Raw genomic sequence first — 22,634 nt, 5'->3', positions numbered from 1 at the left:
CTCGGGACCACTTCCCAGTTGTTCGCTGCGGGTTGTGGAGGGCTCGTCGCGCAGTTCCCCGCGCCCCTTACGGGGCTCCCCGGCTTACGGGGCCGGGCGGCCCGTTGCCACCGCGTAGAAGGCGACCGCCGCCGCCGCGCCCACGTTGAGGGAGTCGACTCCGTGGGCCATGGGGATGCGGACCCATTCGTCGGCGGACATCAGGGCCTTGGTGGAGAGGCCGTCGCCCTCGGCACCGAGCATGAGGGCCACCCGGTCCATACGGTGCGGGGCGGCCTCGTCGAGGGACTTCGCCTTCTCGTCCGGGGTGAGGGCGAGCAGGGTGAAGCCCGCGTCGCGGACCGCGTCGAGGCCCTTGGGCCAGGTGTCGAGACGGGCGTACGGGACGGAGAAGACCGCGCCCATGGAGACCTTGACGCTACGGCGGTAGAGCGGGTCGGCGCAGTCCGGGGAGAGCAGGACCGCGTCCATGCCGAGGGCGGCGGCCGAGCGGAAGATCGCGCCGATGTTGGTGTGGTCGTTGACCGACTCCATGATCACGACCCGGCGGGCGACCGCCAGGAGCTGGTCGGCCGTCGGCAGGGGCCTGCGCTGCATGGAGGCGAGGGCGCCCCGGTGGACGTGGTAGCCGGTGACCTGTTCGGCGAGTTCGGGGCTGACCGCGTAGACGGGGGCCGGGAGTTCGTCGATGACGTCGCGCATGACGTCGACCCACTTCGCCGAGAGCAGCATCGAGCGCATCTCGTAGCCGGCTTCCTTGGCCCGTCTGATGACCTTCTCGCCCTCGGCGATGAAGAGGCCCTCGGCGGGTTCGCGCCTGCGGCGCAGCTCCACGTCGGTCAGGCCGGTGTAGTCGCGCAGGCGCGGGTCGTCGGGGTCCTCAACGGTGATGAGATCGGCCACAGGGTGATACTGCCTTGTCCTGGGTGTGGTGCCAACGGCTTGGGACGGGTTGGGTTACCGGTGGTTACGGTTCCGCTCCGCTACGGTCCGGGGGGCGTCCCCCGGGAGTCACGCGTCCGTCCCGGGCCCCACCTTCACGACCTCGCCGATGACGATGACCGCCGGCGGCTTGACCTCCCGCGTCCGCACGGTCTCGGCGACCGTGGCGAGCGTCGCGTCGACCCGGCGCTGGGCGGCCGTGGTGCCCTCCTGGATCAGGGCGACCGGGGTGTCCGGGGACTTGCCGTTCGCCACCAGGGTCTCGGCGATCCGGCCGATCTTGTCGACGCCCATGAGGATCACGAGGGTGCCGGTGAGGCGGGCGAGGGCGGGCCAGTCCACCAGGGAGCGCTCGTCGTCGGGGGCCACATGGCCGCTGACCACGGTGAACTCGTGGGCGACGCCCCGGTGGGTGACCGGGATACCGGCCGCGCTCGGCACGGAGATCGAGCTGGAGATGCCGGGGACGACCGTGCAGGGGATGCCGGCCTCGGCGAGGGCCTGGAGCTCCTCCATGCCGCGACCGAAGACGTACGGGTCACCGCCCTTGAGGCGGACGACCGACTTGCCCTGCTTGGCGTGCTCGATCAGCGCGTTGTTGATGGCCTCCTGCGCCATGAAACGGCCGTACGGGATCTTCGCGGCGTCGATCACCTCGACGTGCGGCGGGAGTTCGGCGAGGAGGTCGCGGGGGCCGAGGCGGTCGGCGATGACGACGTCGGCCTCGGCGAGGAGTCGACGGCCCCGCACGGTGATGAGGTCCGGGTCACCGGGGCCACCGCCGACCAGGGAGACGCCGGGGGTGCGGGTGCGGTGGTGGGGGGCGACGAGGGTGCCGTCGCGCAGGCCCTCGACGACCGCGTCGCGGATGGCGGCGGTGTGGCGGGGGTCGCGGCCCTCGGCGCGGGCGGTGAGGACGGCGACCGTGACGCCCTCGCTGTGGCCGGTCGCCGGGGTCCAGGCGGTGGCCTCCTCGGCGCTGTCGGAGCGCACGCACCAGATGCGGTGGCGCTCCGCCTCGGCGGACGCGCGGGCGTTCGCCTCCGGGTCGCCGGTGGCGATCAGGACGTACCAGGCCTCGGCCAGGTCGCCCTCCGCGTAGCGGCGCTTCTCCCAGGTCAGCTCGCCCGCGTCCACCATCGCCTCCACGGACGGGGTCGCCGACGGGGAGACGAGGACGATGTCGGCGCCGGCCGCGATGAGGGCGGGGAGGCGGCGTTGGGCGACCTGGCCGCCGCCGATGACGACCACTCGGCGGCCGGCGAGGCGGAGGCCTACGGGGTAGGCGGGGTGTTCGGCCATGAGGGTGCGGCTCCTCTTGCGGCGGCGGTGCGGTGGGGGCGCTGCGGCTTTGGAGCGGCCCTGACGTGGAATTTTAGGCTGCGGGTCCGGTGGGTGGCTGAGGTGGGTGCGGTTCCTTTCCCCAGCCCCACCCCTTCCCGAAACCGGGGCGCTCCCCCCGGGCCCCCGAACGTGCGGGCGGGTGGGCCGGGGGGCGGGTGGGCACAGCCTGAGCCGGGGCGGAGAAGAACCCGGTGTCCCCTCCCCCTGCTTGCTTCTCCTACTTCTCGGTTACCCCCGCCGAGTCGAACGTCGCCACCTCGTGCATCGCTCTGGCCGCGCTCTGGACGACCGGGAGGGCGAGGAGGGCGCCGGTGCCCTCGCCGAGGCGGAGGTCGAGGTCGACCAGCGGGCGCAGGCCCAGCTTCTGGAGGGCGGCGACGTGGCCCGGTTCGGCGCTGCGGTGGCCCGCGATGCACGCGGCGAGGACCTCGGGGGCGATGGCGCGGGCCACCAGGGCTGCGGCGCCGGCGCTGACGCCGTCGAGGATCACCGGCGTACGGAGGGAGGCCCCGCCGAGGAGGAGGCCGACGATGGCGGCGTGTTCGAAGCCGCCGATGGCCGCCAGGACGCCGATGGGGTCGGCGGGGTCCGGCTGGTGGAGTTCGATGGCCCGGCGGACGACCTCGGTCTTGCGGGCAAGGGTCTCGTCGTTGATGCCGGTGCCCCGGCCGGTGACCTCGGCGGGGTCCGCGCCGGTGAAGACGGCGATCAGGGCGGCCGAGGCCGTGGTGTTGGCGATGCCCATCTCGCCCGTGAGCAGGGCCTTGTTACCGGCCGCCACCAGGTCGCGGGCGGTCTCGATACCCACCTCGATGGCCTGCTTGGCCTCCTCGCGGGTCATCGCGGGGCCGGTGGTCATGTCGGACGTACCGGCGCGGACCTTGCGCGGCAGCAGCCCGGGGGTGGCCGGGAGGTCGCTCGCCACGCCCACGTCGACGACGCAGACCTCGGCGCCCACCTGGGCGGCGAAGGCGTTGCAGACCGCTCCCCCGCCGAGGAAGTTGGCGACCATCTGGGCCGTCACCTCCTGCGGCCAGGGGGTGACGCCCTGGGCGTGGACACCGTGGTCACCGGCGAAGATCGCGACGGCCGCAGGTTCCGGGATCGGCGGCGGGCACTGGCGGGACAGCCCGGACAGCTGGGCGGAGATGATCTCCAGCATGCCGAGCGCGCCGGCCGGCTTGGTCATGCGCTTCTGCCGCTCCCACGCCTCGCCGAGCGCCTTGGCGTCCAGCGGGCGGATCCCGGCGACCGTCTCGGCGAGCAGGTCGTGCGGCTCGGCGCCGGGCAGGGCGCGGCGGCCGTACGTCTCCTCGTGGACGACCCAGGACAGCGGGCGGCGCTTGGCCCAGCCCGCCTGCATCAGCTCGGGCTCCTCCGGGAACTCGTCGACGTATCCCACGCACAGGTACGCCACGACCTCCAGGTGTTCGGGCAGGCCGAGGGTGCGGACCATCTCGCGCTCGTCGAAGAAGCTGACCCAGCCGACGCCGAGGCCCTCGGCGCGTGCGGCGAGCCAGAGGTTCTCGACCGCGAGGGCGGAGGAGTAGGGGGCCATCTGGGGCTGGGTGTGGCGGCCCAGGGTGTGGCGGCCGCCGCGGGTCGGGTCGGCGGTGACGACGATGTTCACCGGGGTGTCGAGGATGGCCTCGATCTTCAGTTCCTTGAACTGCTTCGCCCGGCCCTTCGGCAGCGACTTCGCGTACGCCTCGCGCTGGCGCTGGGCCAGTTCGTGCATCGTGCGGCGCGTCTCGGCCGAGCGGATGACCACGAAGTCCCAGGGCTGCGAGTGGCCGACGGAGGGTGCCGTGTGGGCGGCCTCCAGGACGCGCAGCAGCACGTCGTGCGGGATCGGGTCGTCGCGGAAGCCGTTGCGGATGTCGCGGCGCTCGCGCATGACCTTCAGGACGGCCTCGCGCTCGGCGTCGTCGTAGGGGGGCGCGGCCGGGCCCGCGGGCCTCCGTACGTCGTCCCTCACGTCTTCGGGTGCTTCGTCCACCGGGGCCGTGCTCTCTTCGGCTGCTGATTCCACTGCTTCTGTTTCCGGCACCGCCGTCTCGCCGTCCTCCTGGTCGGCGGCCCTGGTGTCGAGGTCCTCGGCGTTCTGGACGACGTCCGGGTGGGCGTCGGCCGCCGCCGCGAGCGGCTGCGGTACGACGATCGTCTCGGCCTCGGAGTCACGAGGGGCGGGAACCATGATCACGTGCTCGCCCTCCGCCTCCGTCAGGCCTTCGGCCGCGTCCGTCTGCCCCTCGGCCGCCGGGAACTCGGCGGGGGCGGGCGTCGACCCGTCCACGGGGAGCGCCGAAACCACCATCCCCTGGGGCGGGGTCGGGGCCGACTGTGCGGCGGTCGGCATGGGGCCGTCGGTGGGCACGGGCCGGCTCGCCGGCTGCTCGGCGTCACCCTCGGGGGCGGGCGCGGGCTCCTGGGAGGTCACCGCGAGGGGCTGGGCGTCGGCGTCGGGCTCGGCCGGGGTCTGGATGACGGCGCCCTGTGGGGCGTCGACCTGGGCGGCCGGGGCCGCCGGGGCGTCTGCGGCGAGGGGCTCGGCTGCCGAGGGGTCCACGGGGGCCGCGTCCACAGGGGCCGGGTCGGCCGTGGGGGCGGCCTGGCCGGCGGGAGTCGGGGACTCGCCCGTCAACTCGTCGGCGGGGGCGGGCTCTTGGGCGTTCGCTCCGTCGGTCGGCTGGGCTGCCGCGCCAGCATCCGTGGCCCCGGGCTCGACGATGGCGTCGGGGGTGAGGGGCTGGGAGGGCTCCGGCTGCGAGGGGGTCCCGGTGGCCTGTGCCGCCGCGACCTGGTCCTGCTCCTGAGCGGGGTCCTGAGGGGTCTCGTCCTGGCCGTGCGCCTGGGTCACCGTGTCCGCGACAGGTGCGTCCGGCTCGGAGGCCTGCGGGTCCTGGACCGTGGGGTGTTGCCCCGGCTGGTCGGTCTCCGTCGGCTGGACGCCCTCGGCAAGGGCCTCGGGCATGGGCTGAGCGGTCTCCGCCGCGAGGGCCTCCGCGGTCGGAGCCTCGGCCGCCTCCGCTTCCGCCCGCTGGGGCTCCTCGGCGGCCGGGGTTTCCGACGGCTGGGGGCCCTGCGCGGGCACGGTGTCCGGGGCGGGTGCCGGTGGGACCTCGACGGTCTGCTCGGTCGGGGACGCGGTGGCGGTCTCCTCGTTCGGCGCGGCGGTCGCGGTCTGCGGGTCCGGTACGTCGGCGGAGGCCTGCTCATCGGCCACGGTGGACGGCGTCTGCTGCTCGGCAACGGCGGGGGCCTGCTCGGCGCCCTCTGCGGCAGTGGGCGGCACCAGGTCGGCCTGCGCGGAGGCGGCCCCGGTCAGGGCGTCGGGCTGCGCCGGTACGGCAACCTCGGCAACCTCGGCGGGCTGGACGGGTGCGGCGGCGTCGAGTGGGGTGGCGGTCCCCGCCTCCTGCCCGACCTGGGGGACGTCCTGCGCCTCGGTGGTGGACTGAGCCGCGATCGGCTCGGGGTCCTGGGCTGCCGGGGGGAAGGGCGTCGTGTCCGGTGCCTGCGCGGCCTCGGCGGGCGCCGCTGCCGCTTCAGGGGCCGGGGATGCCTGGGTGGGGTCCTGGGCCTCGGCGGGCTGGTCCACGGCAGCCGCGGCGGCCGGCGCTGGCTGCGGTACCCCGGCGTCCGGAGCCTGGGCGGCCTCCTCGGCGGCAACGGCCCCGGTCCCGGCCGTCTCCGGTGCCGTGGGCTCCGTAGCGGCGGACTCGGGGGCCGGGACGGCGGACTCGGGGGCCGGGAGCTGATCGGTGACCGGCGCTTCGGCGGCCGCCTGGACCTGAGCGGCCTCGACGGCAACCGGCGCCTCGGTCGGCTGCGGGGCCTCGACGGGCTGCGGGGCCTCGGCCTCGACAGCGGCCGGCGTCTGGGCTGTCTGCGGGACCTCGGCGGTCGCGGCCTCGACCTCGGCGGCGGGCGCTTCGGCCGCCTCCGGGAGCTGCTCCTCCACGGCACCGGGCGCATCCGCGACCTCCGGGGCCTGGAAATGCGCCGCGACCGGGGTCCCGACCGCGTCCGGGGCGCGGAACTGCGCGACCGCGGCCTCCTGGGCCAGGGCGTAGGCGGCGTCCTGCGCCTGGTGGAGGGCCTCGAGGTCCTGGATCTCCTCCGGGGCCTCCGCGGTCTGCGGAGCCTGCGCCGCCAGGGATGCCTCGGCCACGGCCACGGCGAGGTGGGCCTCCTGCGGAGCGACCGTTTCTGCAGCCGCTCCCCCTGCGTCGACTCCCGGCGCGGGAGCGGCCTGGGCCGGGGCTCCGACCCACTGGGACACGGGCTGCGGAGGTACGTCGAGGTACTCCGGACCGGTGGTGGACGGACCGGGGTGGCGTGCGGCACCGGGCGGTACGGGGGCGCCGGCCGGGCCCCGGTCGGCGAGGGAGCGGACCGGGCTGGCGGAGGCGTCGGGCGTCGGCGGGCCGAGGTGCAGCGGGCGGCGGGCCACCGGCGGCTGCGGGACGGGCGTCGCGACGGGGGTGCGGACGGCGCTGAGGTCGTGCGAGCCGCTGTCGCGGCCGGACATCTCGTGCGGGCCCGGCTCGTGGACGACGGGCTCGTGGACGACCTGGACGACGGGCTCGGGGGCGGGCGGCGGCATCTCGTTGCCCCACGCGCCCTGGGCGCCCGGCAGCAGAAGGTCCTCGTCCTCGGCGGCGGTCTCGGAGAGGTAGGTGTACGCACCCGGCGCAGGGACGCCCGGCTGCTCCACCATGCCTGCGCTCTCCGGCTGTCCCTCGCCCGGGACCTGGCCGGTGTCGGTCATGCGTACCCCTCGCCCATCGGTTAGTGCCTCCATGCCAGCTGGCCCGGGAACGGCGCACCTACCGCCCCACTGCTGTGGAGAACGAGCGTGCGTGCCCAGCGGCACGTGACGACCCGCCTGCATGTCGACAAAGCCATTGAAGGGCCATTGTCGCGGTCGTCCCCCCGTCGCGACAGCTTGATCCGCGACGGTCCGCTGTGGACTGCGCCACGTTGCGCGTCCTCCCCGTTCCGCCGTACCACACACGCTCTCAAAACGGGCGCGTTTTTAGGACATTGACCGACGAAGTGCCGGGTGTCGAAGTGCGGTACGACGGTCGGCCAGCCTACCGCGCCGGTACGACAACCGGATCACAGGGAACGATCGGGCAGGGTCCCGCTGAGCAGGAACGCGACACTCCGCTCCCTCTCCGTCCAAGCCCTTGTATCGAGTTCGACGGACTGGACGAACTCGCAGCGGACCTCGTACCCGTGCTCGGTCAGGTCGCGTCCTATGCGCTCGGCGGCGGGGCGGGTGATCGCGTGCGTGACGATGCGCTGCGGGCGGCGGTCGGCGACGGCGGAGACCACCGCCGCTCCCCCGCCGCCGATGCGGACGACATCGGGTTCGGGGAGGTTCTCCAGGACGTGCGGGGCGGCGCCGTGGACCACGTGGAGCTGGACGCCGAAGCGGCGGGCGGCGAGGGTCGTACGGCCGCACGCCTCGGGGTCGCGGTCGACGGCTATGACGGCGGCGCCGGAGCGTGCCGCCTCCGTGGCGAAGGCACCGCTGCCCGAGCCGATGTCCCACACCAGGTCGCCCACCCGGGGCCCGAGGCGGGCCAGTTGGGAGGAGCGCAGCAGTTCGGCCTCGCCCTCGCCCATGACGGCGCCGTAGACACCGGAGGGCAGCGCCCAGCCGCGCGGGCCGGTGCCCGGGTCGCGGCCTGCGAGCCAGCCGCCGCCCTCGGCGGCGGTGGCGGGCCCGCCGATGGCGATGACGAGGTTGGGGTCGCGCCAGGTGCGGTCGACGGCCTTGTCGGAGCTGAGGACGGTGACCCTCTCGCGTTCCGTGCCGAGTTCCTCGCAGACCACGAAGGTGCGGTGAACTCCTTCGAGGAGGAGGCCGAGTTCGGCGGGGCCGGCGCCCGGTGAGGTGAGGACGGCGACCTTGGCGTGGGCGCGGCACACGTTGACCGCGCGGCGCAGCGTACGGCGGTGGGCGACGACCACCTGGGCGTCGTCCCAGGGCATGCCCGCGCGGGCGAAGGCGGCGGCCACGGAGGAGACACCGGGGACGACCTCGACCTCCAGGCCGAACTCGGGGGCCCGGAGGGTGCGGACGACGCCGAAGAAGCCCGGGTCGCCGTCGGCGAGGACGACGGCGGTGCCCCGGTGGCCTGCGATGCGGCGGGCGGCGAGGGCGACACTGCCGAGGCGGATGCGTTCGGCGGCCGGGGGCACCTCGGGCAGGGCGAGGTGGTGGGCCGCGCCGGCCACCAGGGTGGCGGCGGCGAGGGCGGAGCGCGCCGCGGCGGTCAGGGGGGAGCCGTCCCAGCCGATCACCGTGACCCGGTCGGCCATCGTCGTCAGTCTCCAGAGGGTCTTCGCAGGTCGTCGGATCGCCCGCTCGGGGTCCCGTGAGAGTACCTGGTGACGGGGTGGGACCCGGCGGCCGGGCGGCGGCCTCCGCGTGCCCGTGGGTTGTTCAGTTCCAGTCCGAGTAGGAGCCGAAACCACCGCTGTCGGCCAGTTCCTCGCTGACCCCCTCGATGTCCTCGGGGAGCAGGCTCCAGACGATGAAGTCCGTGCGGATCTCGGTCCAGCCGTCCTCGGCGGTGCGGGCCCTCGCTATGCAGGCGTTGCGCAGTACGCCCTCGCTGATACAGCCGATCTTCTGCGCGACCTGCTGGGAGGCGGTGTTGTCGGCGGCGGTGCGCAGCTCGATACGTTCGAACTTCTGCTCGCGGAACAGCCATTGGGCGGTCGCGAGGGCCGCTTCGGAGGCGTAGCCCTCGCCCCGCGCCCAGGGGGCGACGACGTACGACAGTTCCGTGGCTCTCACGTGCCAGTCGGTCCTGGTCAGTTGGATGACGCCGACCAGTCGCTGGGTGAGGAACTCGGTGACCGCGAGGTCGAGGCCGCGTCCGGAGGTGCGTTCGGTGGGCGCGTACTCGGTGATCCAGGTACGCGCCTCACGTTCGGTGAACGGTTGCGGGACGTCGGTCCACGCCATCACCTGTTCGTCGTTCATCATCTCGGTGAACGCCTGGATGTCGTCCTCGTCGAACGGGCGCAGAACCAACCGATCCGTGCTGATGGAGATGTCGGGAAAGGTGCTCGTCATGCGCCGCTCCGTAACCTTCGAAAACTTTGAGGGCCTGCTGAACTGCCCAGCATGCAGCATGAAAGCACTGAATCGCACCACAGGGGTCCACTCCCTGTGAGGAAGCGGACCCCATGCGTGGCGATACGCCGTATACGTACGGTCGGAATATGTACGGATCGGAAGGCGGTCAGCAGACGGATCGGAAGGCGGTCAGAAGGACGGGATGACGGAGCCATTGCTCCACTTGTCCTCGATGAACTTCCTGACCTCGTCCGAGGTGAGGAGCTTGGCGAGCTTCTTGACGCGCGGGTCGTCCTCGTTGCCCTCCTTGACGGCGAGGAAGTTGCCGTTCGGGTTGTCCTTGGCGGGCTCGACGGCGAGGGCGTCGTCGGCGGGCGACAGGTCGGCCTCCAGCGCGTAGTTGCCGTTGATCACCGCGGCGTCGACGTCGTCCAGGGAGCGCGGGGTCTGGGCCGCCTCCAGCTCCTTGAACTTGAGCTTCTTCGGGTTCTCGGTGATGTCGGCAGGGGTCGCGTCGGTGCCGACGCCGTCCTTGAGCGTGATGATCCCGGCGGAGTCCAGGAGCTTGAGGGCGCGTGCCTCGTTGACCGTGTCGTTCGGGACGGCGACGGTCGCGCCGCTCTTTAGGTCGTCCTTGCTCTTGACCTTGTTCGAGTAGAGGCCGAGCGGCTCCAGGTGCACGGTGACGACGGGCACGATGTGGGTGCCCTGCTTCTTGTTGAAGTCGTCGAGGTACGGCTGGTTCTGGAAGTAGTTGGCGTCCACGGAGCCGTCCTCGGTCGCCGTGTTCGGCAGGACGTAGTCGGTGAACTCCTTGACCTCCAGGTCGAGGCCCGCGTCCTTCGCCAGGTTGTCCTTGACGTAGTTGAGGATCTCGGCGTGCGGGGTGGGGCTGGCGGCGACGACCAGCGGGCCGCTCGTGTCGGACGCGCTGTCGGTCTTGTCCGCGCCGCAGGCGGTGAGCCCGAGGGTGAGGGCTCCGGCGGCGAGGACGGCGGTGGTGAGCTTGGCGGTGTTACGCACGAAAAGTGCCTTTCCTTTTGGGTGGAGCGGTCCCGTCTTGGGTGGGACGGGAAATCTGGGTGGCCGAGAGCGGTCAGGCCTTGGTGGCCTCGGGCGCGGTGGACTCGGCCTTGGCCCTCAACAGCCGGAGCGCCGGTGCGGGACCGGAGCGGCCGCCGCGTCGGTGCAGGGCGCGGGCCGCGTAGTCGCCGGCGAACTGGATGGCGGAGATGACGACGGCGAGGACCGCCACGGTGATCCACATCAGTTCGGTCTCGAAGCGCTGGTAGCCGTAGCGGATGGCGATGTCGCCGAGGCCGCCCGCTCCCACGGTGCCGGCCATGGCCGAGTAGCCGATGAGGGCGACGACGGTGGTCGTGGCGGAGGAGATCAGCGAGGGCAGGGACTCGGGGACGAGGACGCTGCGGACGACGGTCCAGGTGTTGCCGCCCATGGCCTGCACGGCCTCGACCAGCCCGTGGTCCACTTCGCGGACGGCCGTCTCGACGAGGCGCGCGAAGAACGGGATGGCGCCGATCGCGAGCGGCACGATGGCGGCCTCACGGCCGATGGTCGAGCCGGTGACCCAGCGGGTGAAGCCCATCAGCGCGACCATCAGGATGATGAAGGGCATCGAGCGGGCGATGTTCACGATCTGCCCGACGACCCTGTTGGCGAGGACGTTCTGCAGCAGGCCGCCCCGGTCCGTGAGGACGAGCAGGAGGCCGAGCGGGAGGCCGCCGACGACGGCGATGAGGGTGGACCAGCCGACCATGTAGAGGGTGTCCCAACACGCCTGCTCCAGCAGGGGCCGCATCTCCGACCAGGTCACTTGGCACCTTCCTTCACCGGAGTGGACGACGGCGTGGACGCCGGTGTGGACGTCGGCGCGGACGTCCCGGCGTCCCGGCCGACCACGTCGATCTGGAGGCCCTGTTCGCGCAGGAAGCCGACGGGGACCACGTTGTCCTCGTAGCGGCCGGGCAGTTCGATGCGCATCCGGCCGACCTGGAGGCCGCCGACGGTGTCGATCGCCGCGCCGAGGATCGAGATGTCGATGTTGTACGTGCGGGACAGCTGGGAGATGACCGGCTGCGTGGCGGCCTCGCCCTGGAAGGTGACGTCGAGGACGGTGCGGTCGTCGCCGGTGGCCTCACCGCCCACCGGGAAGAGCGCGGCGGCCAGTTCGGAGCCCGGGGTGGCGAGCAGTTCGCTGACCGTGCCGGACTCGACGAGGCGCCCCTTCTCCATGAGGGCGGCGGAGTCGCAGACGCTCTTCACGACGTCCATCTCGTGCGTGATGAGCAGGACGGTCAGGCCCAGCTGCCGGTTCAGGTCGCGCAGCAGCGTCAGGATCGAGCGGGTGGTCTCCGGGTCGAGGGCGCTGGTGGCCTCGTCGGAGAGGAGCACCTTCGGGTCGCCGGCGAGTGCGCGGGCGATGCCGACGCGCTGCTTCTGGCCGCCGGAGAGCTGGGCCGGGTAGGCCTTGGCCTTGTCGGCGAGGCCCACGAGGTCGAGCAGTTCCAGGGCCTTGCGGGAGCGCTCCTGGCCGGACCTGCCGAGGATTTCGAGCGGCAGCTCGACATTGTCCTGGACGGTGCGGGAGGAGAGCAGGTTGAAGTGCTGGAAGACCATGCCGATCCGGCTGCGCGCCTGCCGGAGCTGCCGGCCGGCGCGGGGCCCGCGGCCGGCCAGGGCGGTGAGGTCCTGGCCCGCCACGGTCACGGTTCCGGAGGTGGGGCGTTCGAGCAGGTTCACGCAGCGGATGAGCGAGGACTTGCCGGCGCCGGACTGGCCGATCACGCCGTACACCTCGCCCTCGCGTACATGCAGATCGACGCCGTCGAGGGCGGTGACCTCGCGGCCGCGACCTCGGTAGACCTTCGTCAGGCCCGATGTGGTGATCACTGGATTTCCGTCACTGTCGAGTGCGCGGGCGTGGGTGTGCCCGGACACGGGTGCAAGCGGTCAGGGACGCGACACGGTTCTCGCGGTGGCGAGGGAACCGGAGGAGAACTTGTGCGCGGGGAGGCTCGGTCCGTCACGCGCGGCGGCGTGCGGGGCCTTCTAGAAGGCGCACATTCGACACATACAACGAGCACCGGGCGTCATCGTCGCCTCGGTCGCAAGGGTGCGGCAGCTCGTCGTGGTCATGAGATCAGTAAATCAGATGTATGCAGCAGGCGAGAGAGGGCTGTCCGTATGGCGGACGCGCTTGAGACACATATCCGCAGGTACAGCAGGGTGCCGTCCACCCTGTGGGCATCCAGCGCTGTGGCCAAGGCCACGATTCCGGGCCCGAGGGTTCCCCGGCCCGGGGTCGGGAGCGGCAGGGAATTACGCCGTAATAGGGTCACGGCATGCTTGTTGCCCTGACGGTGACGACCGCCGTCGCCGCGCTTCTGCTCGCCGCGTGGTGCGGCTGGGCCGCGTATCGCGATCAGCCGACCAAGGACTGGCACTTCATCGGCATGGCCGTGGTGTCGGTGCTGGCCCTCGTCCAGCTGGTCGTCGGGATCGTGCAGCTGGCCCGCGGGGAGAAGGCGGAGCAGGGGACCACGATCTTCGTCTCCTACCTCCTCGGGGCGTTCGCCTGCGTCCCGGTGACCGGGTTCATGTCACTGGCCGAGCGCACCCGATGGGGCAGTGTGACCGTCGCGGCCGGCGGTGTGGTCCTCGCCGTGCTGCAGGTGCGGCTCTACGACATCTGGGGAGGCTGAGATGACCGCCACGGACGACCGGCCTCGGGACGGGAAGCGGACGCGACTCATCAGCGGGCCGGGGATGCTGCTGGTGTGGCTGTACGGCGTGATGGTCGTCGGGGCCGTCTCGCGGTCCGCCGTGCAGATCTCGACGGAGTTCGAGCACGCGCCGCTCGCGTACTCGCTGTCCGCGCTCGCCGGTGTCGTGTACGGGTTCATCACGTACTCGCTGGTGCGGGGCGGGGAGTTCGCCCGGCAGGCGGCCCTGCTGTGCTGCGCGGCCGAGCTGTTGGGTGTGCTGGTCGTGGGCACCTGGACGCTGGTCGAACCGTCCGCCTTCCCGGACGCGACCGTGTGGTCCGACTTCGGCATGGGGTACCTGTTCATCCCCGTGCTGCTACCGATCACCGCGATGTACTGGCTGAGGAAAGGCGCGCGGCAGGGGGAGGCCGCCTGAGGACGGTCAGGCGGCTGCCGGTTCGCCGTGGCCGGTCACGCAGTTCCTCGCGCCCCTTTCGGGGCGCCCCCTGTCACGCGGTCGTCGCGTACGCCTCCGCCGGCTTCTCCAGCACCACCATGGGTACGCCGTCCTGGCCCTGACTCGTGCCGACCGTCTCGTACCCGACGCGGCGGTACAACCGGAGGTTGCCCTCGCTGCGGTGGCCCGTGCTGAGGCGGAACCTGGTGGCGCCGTGCTCCGCGGCGAGTGCCGACTCGGCGGCGCGCAGGAGCCTGGCGCCGATGCCGTGCCCCTGGAGACGCGGGTGGACGCAGAGTTTTCCGATGGCGGCGGTGCCGTCGGCGTCGAGGGCGCCGCGCACGGAACCGACCACCTCGTCCCCCAGCCTGGCCACGAACACGCAGTCCGAGGAGACCTCCGCGCGGACGGAGTCGAGGCTCTGGACGAGCGGATCGATGCGGTAGTTGCCGTACAGTGCCGCCTCGCTCTGGAAGCACAGGTACTGCAGCTTGAAGATCTGCTCGGCGTCCTGCTCGGTCGCCACCGAGATGGTCACGCTCATGCCCATGTGTGCACGCCTCCCGCTCACCTGCTCACCCGATGTCCCTCACTCCTATCCCCGTGGTTCGCGCGCCGCAACCTCCGCCGTCAGCAATCGGCGAAGACATCCCAGACATCGGGAACGTTCCGGACCGAGGCTGCCCTGTGAGATACCCAACTCACCCGCGATCTCACGGTAGGTGAGGTCCTGCGGGGACAACAGGGCGGCGAGCAGCCGGGGGCAGCGGCCGGGCAGTCGGCGCACGGCCGCGTACAGCGCGCGGCGGCGGGCGGCCGTGAGGGCCTGCTGCTCGGGGCCGGGTGCGCGGTCGTCGGCGGGCTCGGCGGCGTAGGGCTGTTCGAGGCGGGCCTTGCGGCGGCTGAGGCGGGCCTCGAAGCGGACGGCGCTGCGCAGCCAGCTCTCGGGGTCCTCGGGTGGGCCGTCGGTGTCGAGCCGTTCCAAAAGGCGCAGCCAGACCGCCTGTTCCAGGTCCCCCGCCTCGGCCCCGGCCGCGTACGCCTCCGCCGAGACCTCCGCGACCAGCAGGGGGCGGAGGCCGACGAGCATGTCGTGTGTCATATGCCCCGGGACGCCGCCGCCCCGGCAGGGGTTGCCGGGGCGGAGCGGAGTCACCCCAATCGGGGCTCGGGGCTCAACCGTTGACGTTCGAACCCACGTGTCGTTCGTCAGTGGCCGACGAAGTCCGCGTGGGCCAGCAGACCGGTGTCCGGGTTGTCGGTGAAGATGCCGTCGATGCCGGTGTCGAAGTACACCTTGAACGCGCCGAAGGCGTCGCCGTAGGCGTTGGCGTCCGTGCCCTTGCGGAAGTTCGCGGGCAGGAAGCTGTTCTCGTTGCGCATGGTGTAGGGGTGCAGGATCAGGCCCTTGGCGTGCGCGTCGGCGACGAGGGTGGTCGGCGTGGTGAGGTTGCCGCCCGAGTCGCGCGGGATGATCAGGTCCAGCGTGGGGCCGATGCCGTTGGCGTACGAGGCGATCCAGGCGAGTCCGGCCGGCTTGACCAGGTCGGCGACGGTGCGCGAATCGCCGGCCTCGACGAAGTCCCAGGGGCGGGTGGCGGCGCCGGACAGCAGGACGACGAGCGGGCTGTCCACCAGACGGTTCAGGCGCTGGATGCTGCTGGGCTCGAAGGACTGCAGGAAGACCGGCGAGTTCTTCTTGTGCCGGTCGTACTTGCGCAGCAGCTTGGCGAGCGGCTCCTCGAGGCCCAGGCCCAGCTTGCGGAAGTAGGTGGGGTGCTTGGTCTCGACGTGCAGCCAGATGCGCCTGCCCCGCTTCCTGCCCTCCTTGTCGGCCCAGCGCAGCACCTCCTCGAAGGAGGGGATCTCCCAGCGGCCGTCGTAGAGGGTGTTCTCCTGACGGTTGCCCGGGATGCGCTCCTTGGCGCGCAGCGTCTTCAGCTCGGCGAGGGTGAAGTCCTCGGTGAACCAGCCGGTGTAGGTGACGCCGTCGACGACGTTGGTGGTCTTCCGGCCGGCGAACTCGGGGTGGGCCGCGACGTCGGTCGTGCCGGTGATGTCGTTCTCGTGACGGCATACGAGGTGACCGTCCTTGGTGGGCACGAGGTCCTGCTCGATGACGTGCGCGCCCATGTCGAGGGCGAGCTGGTACGAGCCGAGTGTGTGCTCCGGGCGGTAACCGCTGGCGCCTCGGTGCGCGATGATCGTCGGCACCGGCAGGCTCCGGTAGCCGCCGCCCGAGTGGCCGACCGCCCTGGCGTCCGTCGTCGCCTCGTCTGCTCTCGCCGCGGCCGGCAGTCCGAGGACCGCTCCGCCCGCGCCGAGCACCGCGGCACCGAGCAGCGCCCGTCGGCCCGTTCCGCGGCCCTGTTCGTTCGCGTCCTTCGGGTCCTGCGACTGCCGCGACTCCTGCGTCCCCATGACCGGCTCCTCCACCGTGATGCCCTGCACCTGTCAAAGCGGGACGATCGTAGGTGTCCCGAGGTGACCGTTGGGAGACCTGGGACCGAACACGCGGAAGACGCCTTGTGTCGCACGGGAGGCGGAATTTGACGGAGTGTCGGTTCGGTGACGCGATGTCCGTCACATGACGCGCCGCGTGACAACCCGCCATCAGCGCGTCACCGCAGGTAAAACAGCGTCAACAGTTGGTTTCCACTCGGTGAACCCGACGTGCGCCGCCCCATGGGGCGGGAGTATCGTCCTCACCTGCACAGACTTGTACCGGAACGCTTGACATGGGAGGGCCCGTTGTCCCGCTTCGCGCTCATCAAGGCAGTGCTCGGACCGATCATGCGCCTGATGTTCCGCCCTCGGGTGGAAGGCGCGGAGCACATTCCGGGGGACGGTCCGGTGATCCTCGCCGGCAACCATCTGACCTTCATCGACTCGATGGTCCTGCCGCTGGTCTGCGACCGGCAGGTCTTCTTCATCGGCAAGGACGAGTACGTCACCGGCAAGGGGATCAAGGGCCGTCTGATGGCCTGGTTCTTCACCGGGGTCGGCATGATCCCCGTCGACCGCGACGGCGGCCGGGGCGGGGTCGCCGCCCTGATGACCGGGCGGCGGATCCTGGACGAGGGCAAGGTGTTCGGCATCTACCCCGAGGGGACGCGGTCGCCCGACGGCCGGCTGTACCGGGGGCGGACCGGGATCGCCCGGCTGACGCTGATGACCGGGGCGCCGGTCGTGCCGTTCGCGATGATCGGGACGGACAAGATCCAGCCGGGCGGTGCGGGGGTGCCCCGGCCGGGGCGGGTCACCGTGCGGTTCGGTGAGGCGATGGAGTTCTCCCGGTACGAGGGGATGGATCGGGACCGGTATGTGCTGCGGGCGGTGACCGATTCCGTGATGGCCGAGGTCATGCGGTTGTCGGGGCAGGAGTATGTGGACATGTACGCGTCCAAGGCCAAGGAAGCGGCGTAGCTCCGCGGCGCCGCTCCGCTGGGGGTGCCGGGTTCGGTTGTTTGTCGGGTACGGGTCGGTGGGGGCTGGTCGCGCAGTTCCCCGCGCCCCTGGGCCCCCTGCCCTGAGCGGGGTTGGGTGTAGGTCGGTGGGGGCTGGGCGCGCAGTTCCCCGCGCCCCTGGCCTTGCTGTCCCTAGGCGGCGCTTTTTAGGTGCTGGTCGCGCAGCATGAACCAGGCCGCCACCGCCGTGGCCAGGAGGACTACCGCGCCCACGCCCGCCGCTATGGTGAGGCCGTCTACGAAGGCCTCCCTCGCGGAGGACAGCAGGGCCTGGGCCGTGTCCGGCGGCATTCGCCCCGCCGCGTCGACCGCGCCGCCCAGTGACTCGTACGCCCCTTCCGGAGTGCCCGCGGGCGCCGCGAAGTCGCGGTAGACGCCCGTCACGATCGAGCCCAGGACCGCGATGCCCAGGGCCGCGCCCAGCTCGTAGGCCGTTTCCGAGACCGCCGAGGCCGAACCCGCCTGTTCCTTGGGGACGCTGGAGAGGATGACGTCGGCGGTGACGGTGAAGGAGAAGCCGACGCCGATGCCGACGACCAGCAGGGCGACGCCGATCAGCGGGTAGCCGGTGGAGCGGTCGACCAGGGTGAGCAGGGCGAGGGCCACGCCGATGGCCGCGAGACCCCCCGTCACCACGGAACGGACCGAGAAGCGGCGGGCCGCGGCTCCGGCCACCAGGCCCGCGGCCACCGCTCCGATCGCCGCCGGAAGCTCGGCGAGACCCGCCTCCAACGGGCCCCGGTCCTGGACCAGTTGCAGGAACTGGGAGAGGAAGAAGACCAGACCGGAAAGGCCGAGAATGGTCAGCAGGTCGGCGAGGACGGCTCCGGAGAAGCCCCGGTCGCGGAACAGCCGCATGTCCAGCAGCGGGTGCGGCAGCGTGAGCTGACGGCGCACGAAGAAGAACAGCCCGGCGACGCCGAGGAGGCCGGCGGTGAGCGCGTTGCCGTCGACGCCGTGGGTGGCGGTCTCCTTCACCGCGTACACGACACCGATCATGCCGATCAGCGACAGGCCGACGCTGGGCATGTCCCATGGGCCCGGGTTCGGGTGGCGGGACTCGGGGAGCAGCTTGATGCCGACGAGGACCAGGACGGCCATCACGGGCAGGTTGATGAGGAAGACCGAGCCCCACCAGAAGTGTTCGAGCAGGAAACCGCCGACGACCGGCCCGACGGCCGTACCGGCGGAGGCCGTGGCGCCCCAGACGCCGATGGCCAGGCTGCGTTCGCGCGGGTCGTGGAAGAGGTTGCGGATCAGGGCGAGGGTGGCGGGCATCAGGGTCGCGCCCGCGACACCGAGCAGCGCCCGCGCGACGATCATCATCTCGGGCGTCGTCGCGTAGGCGTTGAGCACGGATATCGCGCCGAACGCCGTGGCGCCGATCAGCAGCAGCTTCTTGCGGCCGATGCGGTCGCCGAGGCTGCCGGCCGAGACGAGCAGGCCCGCGATGACGAACGAGTAGATGTCGCCGATCCACAGAAGCTGGGTGCCCGAGGGCGCCAGGTCCTCACTGATGTAGGGGGTCGCGAGACCGAGGACGGTCGCGTCGACGGCCACCAGCAGCACGGCGAGCACCAGGACGGCGAGCGCGAGCCAGCGGCCCGGCCTCTTCTCCGCCTCGACGGTGCGGGCCGGCCGCAGGGTGCTGGTCATGATTCCTCTCTCGGGTCTTCGGGGTGGCTGGGGGGTTCGGGGTGGCGCAGGGCGCCGCCGAGCAGCAGCTCGGTGATCATGAAGGTGAAGTCGTTGGGGGCCACACGGCCTTCCGAGACCGCCCAGGCGCCGGAGGCCAGCAGGCCGTAGAGCGCCTCGGTGAGCCAGGCCGGGGTGAGGTCGATACGGAACTCGCCCGCCGCCTGGCCGCGTTTGAACAGGGTCGCGATGGCGGCGTCGATCCGGGCCCAGCCCTCGTGCTGCCCCTCGCCCTCGAACAGCTGGTTCTCGGTGTAGAGGAAGGCGAGCAGGCCCGCGGCTGGCTCGATCTCGCGCACCAGCCGGCGTACGGCGTCGCGCGCCGGGCCCTCGGCCGGGCGGGCCGCGGCCAGCGCGGCCTCGCACTCCTCGATGCCGAGCGCCTCCAGCGCCCGCACGAGCGCGTCGCGCCCGGCGAAGTGGCGGTGCAGCGTGGCCCGGCTGATCCCGGCGGCCTTGGCGACCTCGTCCATGGTCGCGGTGGACTTGCGGGTCAGCAGGGCGGCTGCGCTGCGCAGCACGTGTTCACGATCGACAGCCATGAGACAACCATAGCCCACATGAGACATCTCTGTCTCACCGAGGGCATGGGGGTCTCATGGCTGTGGGTTCAGCGGCTCCTTCCGCTGGTCGCGGGTTCCCTCCGTGCGCTCAGTGCCAGGGCAGGCTGCCGCGCTTCTCCCAGTACGTCCGCGGGTCCTCGGCGAGGTCCACGAGGCGGGTCAGCTCGTCGTCGTCGAGGTCGACGACCGCCGCGTGCAGGTTGGAGGCGAGCTGGCTGGTGGTGGCGGCGCCGGAGAGGACGACTCCGGCCCACGGCTGGCGCAGGACCACCGCGAGGGCGACCGCGTCGCAGCCGAGGCCCGTCCGTTCGGCGACGGCCCTGAGCGCGTCCGGGGCGTGCGGGCCGGCCAGCCGGCCGTTGGCCATGCCCTCCTTGACGATCACGGTGAGACCGGCGTCGTGCGCCTCGGCGAGTGCGGGGGCGGCGGAGGTCTCCAGCGCGTTGTACGTCGACTGGACGGTACGGAAGAGGGGTTCGCCGTCGACGGTCACGGTGAGGGCGGTGCGGATGGCGTCCGCCTGGGCCGGGCCGCTCGTGGAGAAGCCGACGGTGACGCCCTGGGCGGCCGCCTCCGCCAGCCTGGCGTGGAGTTCCTTGTCGGTGAGGGCCGGACTGTCCGGGGTCACCGAGTGGATCTGATAGAGGTCGAGCCGGTCGCCGAGCAGCTCGGCCGTCTCGGCGCGCTGCCGCTCGTACGTCGGGAGGCTGTGGTCCTTGACCTCGTGCTTCTCGGCGTCGGTGGTCCAGTCGGCGGTGTAGGTGTAGCCCCACTTGCTGCCGATGACCACGTCGTCGAGGCCGGGGCGGGTGCGGAGCCAGTCGGCGAGGAACTCCTCGGAGCGGCCGTAGGAGCGGGCCGCGTCGAAGTAGCGGACGCCCTGGGCGTAGGCGGCGTCGAGGAGTTCGTGGGTGCGGGTGCGGAGGGCTTCGACGGTGCGGGTCTCTCCGAGGTCGGCGTCGCGGCCGAGGGTGATGTAGCCGGGGCGGGCGACTGCGGCCAGACCGAAGCCGATGTGGCAGGTGGGGGTGGTCGCTGCGGCCAGTCGGGCGAAGGGCATCGCGAGCTCCGTTCGGGTCGGCTCCTTGCGGTTCCTGAGCCAACGTAACCCGTGATGACCTGTGTTGTGTTGTGGGGTGGGGTGAGTGGCGGGGGAGGGGCGGGGGGGCGGGGCTCCCGGGGGGGGATTCTCGCCCCCGCCGCCCCTACCCGTCCCTCCCCCACTCTCGGCTTCGCTCGAGCGGGAGGTGACCCCACCAAGGGGCTGCGCCCCTGCGACCCCCAAGCGTCCGTCCGGTGGGGCTTCTCGCGCAGTTCCCCGCGCCCCTGGAAAAAGCGGGGCTGCGCCCCGGCTTTTCCAGGAAGCGGGTGGGTCAGTTCTTCTTGGCGTTTGCCCAGGCGTGCTGGGCCGTCACGTCTTGCTTGATGTCCGCCAGTTGGGTCGCGACCGCGCTCGGGGCCGTGCCTCCTCGGCCGTTGCGGGAGGCCAGGGCGCCCGGGACGTTCAGGACGGTGCGGACCTCGGGGGTGAGGTGGGAGGAGATCTTGGCGAACTGGTCGTCCGTCAGGTCGTTCAGTTCCTTGTCCTCGGCCTCGGCGGCCTTGACGCACTCGCCGGCGACCTCGTGGGCGACCCGGAAGGGGACGCCCTGCTTGACGAGCCACTCGGCGACGTCGGTGGCGAGGGAGAAGCCGGCCGGGGCCAGTTCCTCCATGCGCTCGCGGTGGACGGTGAGGGTGGCCATCATGCCGGTGAACGCGGGGAGGAGGACCTCCAGCTGGTCGATCGAGTCGAAGACCGGCTCCTTGTCCTCCTGGAGGTCGCGGTTGTAGGCCAACGGGAGGGCCTTCAACGTCGCCATCAGGCCCGTGAGGTTGCCGATCAGGCGACCGGACTTGCCCCGCGCCAACTCCGCGATGTCCGGGTTCTTCTTCTGCGGCATGATCGACGAGCCCGTCGAGAACGCGTCGTGGAGGGTCACGAAGGAGAACTCCTTCGTGTTCCAGATGATGACCTCCTCGGCGATGCGGGAGAGGTTCACACCGATCATCGCGGTGACGAAGGCGAACTCGGCCACGAAGTCACGGGACGCGGTGCCGTCGATGGAGTTCGCCGAGCTGCCGTGCTCGAAGCCGAGGTCCTTGGCGACCGCCTCAGGGTCCAGGCCGAGGGAGGAACCGGCCAGGGCGCCCGAGCCGTACGGGGAGACGGCGGTGCGCTCGTCCCACTGGCGCAGCCGCTCGGCGTCCCGGGAGAGGGACTGGACGTGGGCGAGGACGTGGTGGGCGAAGAGGACCGGCTGGGCGTGCTGGAGGTGGGTGCGGCCGGGCATGGCCACGTCCGGGTGGGCCTCCGCCAGGCCGATCAGCGCGTCCTGGAGGTCGGCGATCAGACCGCCGATCGTGCGGGCGTGGTCCCGCAGGTACATCCGGAAGAGGGTCGCGACCTGGTCGTTCCGGGACCGGCCGGCGCGCAGCTTGCCGCCCAGGTCCGGGCCGAGGCGCTCCAGCAGACCGCGTTCCAGGGCGGTGTGCACGTCCTCGTCGGCGACGGTGCCGACGAACGCGCCCGACGCCACGTCCGCCTCGAGCTGGTCCAGGCCGGCGATCATCCGGGACAGCTCGTCCTCGGTGAGCAGGCCCGCCTTGTGCAGCACGCGCGCGTGGGCGCGGGAGCCCGCGATGTCGTACGGGGCCAGCCGCCAGTCGAAGTGGACGGACGCGGACAGCTTCGCCAGGGCCTCGGCGGGACCGTCGGCGAAACGGGCGCCCCAGAGCCGTACGTCACCGCTGTTGCTGCTCACTCGCGTTGCTCCTAGATCTCCGCTTACTGCGTTCACTGCCATGCATGAGTATGCAGAACTCTGCATGAATCGTCAATCTGAGAGAAGTTTGAGAGACGCCGAGAAACCTTTGAACAAACGAAACCGCTTTCACGTAACTCACACCGGACGCAGGCGCCGCGTTCGTAAACCCGACCACACCCGACCCGAGTGAGGCATCCGCATGTCCAGGGCTCTTCCGAAGTACAACAAGCGTCGCGTAGGGATCATCGGCGGCGCCGCCGCGGTCGTGCTCTCCGGAGCGGTCATCGCGGGTTCCGCCCTCGCCGGCGAGGGTGCCAACAACGAGGACGCCGCGGGCAACGCCTCCCCCGGCACCATCACCTGCCCGGCCGTCGAAGGCAGCCTCCCGGCGATCCCGGCCTCCGCGCAGGCCGAGGTCGACCGCAACCTCGCGCTCCTGGACACGCAGATCCAGGAAGCCAACCAGCGCCTGATCGACACCGTCGGCCAGGGCGGTGCCAACTTCGTCAACAACGCCATCCTCGGCCCGCTG

At 71.8% G+C, this 22,634-nt stretch carries 18 protein-coding genes and 1 pseudogene; 4 read left to right on the top strand and 15 right to left on the bottom strand.

Annotated features, from left to right (window positions below; genetic code table 11):
* Positions 1-84: 84 nt before the first annotated feature.
* The 8 genes from PUR53_RS16090 to PUR53_RS16055 all read right to left on the bottom strand — a co-directional run bounded on the left by PUR53_RS16090 (position 85) and on the right by PUR53_RS16055 (position 12,298).
* The gene (locus PUR53_RS16090; RefSeq protein WP_329901458.1) at positions 85-903 is read right to left on the bottom strand and encodes a TrmH family RNA methyltransferase; all 819 of its coding nucleotides are present in this window, start codon (positions 901-903) and stop codon (positions 85-87) included.
* A 108-nt stretch (positions 904-1,011) separates the two neighbouring features.
* The gene (gene cobA / locus PUR53_RS16085) at positions 1,012-2,244 is read right to left on the bottom strand and encodes a uroporphyrinogen-III C-methyltransferase (RefSeq protein ID WP_329908678.1); all 1,233 of its coding nucleotides are present in this window, start codon (positions 2,242-2,244) and stop codon (positions 1,012-1,014) included.
* A 259-nt stretch (positions 2,245-2,503) separates the two neighbouring features.
* Positions 2,504-7,060 carry a nicotinate-nucleotide--dimethylbenzimidazole phosphoribosyltransferase gene (gene cobT / locus PUR53_RS16080; RefSeq protein ID WP_329908677.1) on the bottom strand — a complete coding sequence of 1,519 codons (4,557 nt, stop codon included), beginning with the start codon at positions 7,058-7,060 and terminating at the stop codon, positions 2,504-2,506.
* A gap of 350 nt (positions 7,061-7,410) precedes the next feature.
* Positions 7,411-8,622, bottom strand: coding sequence for a precorrin-6y C5,15-methyltransferase (decarboxylating) subunit CbiE (gene cbiE, locus PUR53_RS16075; RefSeq protein WP_329908676.1), 1,212 nt, complete (start codon positions 8,620-8,622; stop codon positions 7,411-7,413).
* Between the two features lie 124 nt (positions 8,623-8,746).
* Positions 8,747-9,385, bottom strand: a complete 639-nt coding sequence (locus tag PUR53_RS16070; protein WP_239752502.1) for a GNAT family N-acetyltransferase — start codon at positions 9,383-9,385, stop codon at positions 8,747-8,749.
* Between the two features lie 192 nt (positions 9,386-9,577).
* Positions 9,578-10,411: a MetQ/NlpA family ABC transporter substrate-binding protein gene (locus tag PUR53_RS16065; RefSeq protein ID WP_329901462.1), complete on the bottom strand. Its 834-nt coding sequence runs from the start codon at positions 10,409-10,411 to the stop codon at positions 9,578-9,580.
* 73 nt (positions 10,412-10,484) lie between these two features.
* On the bottom strand, positions 10,485-11,222 hold the full coding sequence (locus PUR53_RS16060) for a methionine ABC transporter permease (RefSeq protein ID WP_329908675.1): 738 nt from the start codon (positions 11,220-11,222) through the stop codon (positions 10,485-10,487).
* Positions 11,219-12,298 (bottom strand): methionine ABC transporter ATP-binding protein, encoded by a 1,080-nt coding sequence (locus PUR53_RS16055; protein ID WP_329908674.1) that lies wholly within the window; start codon positions 12,296-12,298, stop codon positions 11,219-11,221. Before PUR53_RS16055 ends, PUR53_RS16060 begins: the two co-directional genes overlap by 4 nt.
* Positions 12,299-12,750: 452 nt before the next feature.
* Here PUR53_RS16055 and PUR53_RS16050 point away from each other — a divergent pair, with 452 nt between their 5' ends.
* Both PUR53_RS16050 and PUR53_RS16045 read left to right on the top strand, forming a co-directional pair.
* Positions 12,751-13,110 carry a hypothetical protein gene (locus PUR53_RS16050; RefSeq protein WP_239752506.1) on the top strand — a complete coding sequence of 120 codons (360 nt, stop codon included), beginning with the start codon at positions 12,751-12,753 and terminating at the stop codon, positions 13,108-13,110.
* 1 nt (position 13,111) lies between these two features.
* On the top strand, positions 13,112-13,549 hold the full coding sequence (locus PUR53_RS16045; RefSeq protein ID WP_329901465.1) for a hypothetical protein: 438 nt from the start codon (positions 13,112-13,114) through the stop codon (positions 13,547-13,549).
* A gap of 73 nt (positions 13,550-13,622) precedes the next feature.
* Here PUR53_RS16045 and PUR53_RS16040 read toward each other — a convergent pair whose 3' ends face one another.
* From PUR53_RS16040 to PUR53_RS16030, 3 genes are all read right to left on the bottom strand, one after another.
* Complete coding sequence (locus PUR53_RS16040; RefSeq protein WP_329901466.1) at positions 13,623-14,120, bottom strand: GNAT family N-acetyltransferase; 498 nt, start codon at positions 14,118-14,120, stop codon at positions 13,623-13,625.
* A 45-nt stretch (positions 14,121-14,165) separates the two neighbouring features.
* Positions 14,166-14,672: an RNA polymerase sigma factor gene (locus tag PUR53_RS16035; RefSeq protein ID WP_329908673.1), complete on the bottom strand. Its 507-nt coding sequence runs from the start codon at positions 14,670-14,672 to the stop codon at positions 14,166-14,168.
* Between the two features lie 107 nt (positions 14,673-14,779).
* Positions 14,780-15,991, bottom strand: a complete 1,212-nt coding sequence (locus PUR53_RS16030) for a glycerophosphodiester phosphodiesterase (RefSeq protein WP_329908672.1) — start codon at positions 15,989-15,991, stop codon at positions 14,780-14,782.
* A 330-nt stretch (positions 15,992-16,321) separates the two neighbouring features.
* Between PUR53_RS16030 and PUR53_RS16025 the strand changes: the two genes are divergently transcribed.
* Positions 16,322-16,996 carry a lysophospholipid acyltransferase family protein gene (locus PUR53_RS16025; protein ID WP_239752511.1) on the top strand — a complete coding sequence of 225 codons (675 nt, stop codon included), beginning with the start codon at positions 16,322-16,324 and terminating at the stop codon, positions 16,994-16,996.
* Positions 16,997-17,169: 173 nt separating this feature from the next.
* Here the strand turns inward: PUR53_RS16025 and PUR53_RS16020 are convergent, their stop codons facing one another.
* The 4 genes from PUR53_RS16020 to argH all read right to left on the bottom strand — a co-directional run bounded on the left by PUR53_RS16020 (position 17,170) and on the right by argH (position 22,099).
* Positions 17,170-18,693: an MFS transporter gene (locus tag PUR53_RS16020; RefSeq protein WP_329908671.1), complete on the bottom strand. Its 1,524-nt coding sequence runs from the start codon at positions 18,691-18,693 to the stop codon at positions 17,170-17,172.
* Positions 18,690-19,274 carry a TetR/AcrR family transcriptional regulator gene (locus PUR53_RS16015; RefSeq protein ID WP_329901470.1) on the bottom strand — a complete coding sequence of 195 codons (585 nt, stop codon included), beginning with the start codon at positions 19,272-19,274 and terminating at the stop codon, positions 18,690-18,692. The genes PUR53_RS16020 and PUR53_RS16015 overlap by 4 nt, the downstream gene beginning before the upstream one ends.
* 109 nt (positions 19,275-19,383) lie before the next feature.
* The gene (locus tag PUR53_RS16010; protein ID WP_329901471.1) at positions 19,384-20,355 is read right to left on the bottom strand and encodes an aldo/keto reductase; all 972 of its coding nucleotides are present in this window, start codon (positions 20,353-20,355) and stop codon (positions 19,384-19,386) included.
* Between the two features lie 313 nt (positions 20,356-20,668).
* The gene (argH, locus tag PUR53_RS16005; RefSeq protein ID WP_329897939.1) at positions 20,669-22,099 is read right to left on the bottom strand and encodes an argininosuccinate lyase; all 1,431 of its coding nucleotides are present in this window, start codon (positions 22,097-22,099) and stop codon (positions 20,669-20,671) included.
* Between the two features lie 202 nt (positions 22,100-22,301).
* Here argH and PUR53_RS16000 point away from each other — a divergent pair.
* Positions 22,302-22,634 (top strand): annotated as a pseudogene (locus PUR53_RS16000) (hypothetical protein); the annotation flags it as partial.

The organism is Streptomyces sp. SP18BB07 (assembly GCF_036322545.1).
Taxonomy (GTDB): Bacteria; Actinomycetota; Actinomycetes; order Streptomycetales; family Streptomycetaceae; genus Streptomyces; species Streptomyces deccanensis.
The sequence above is the reverse complement of the archived record's forward strand: the minus strand, read 5'-3'. Positions and strand labels throughout refer to the sequence as shown.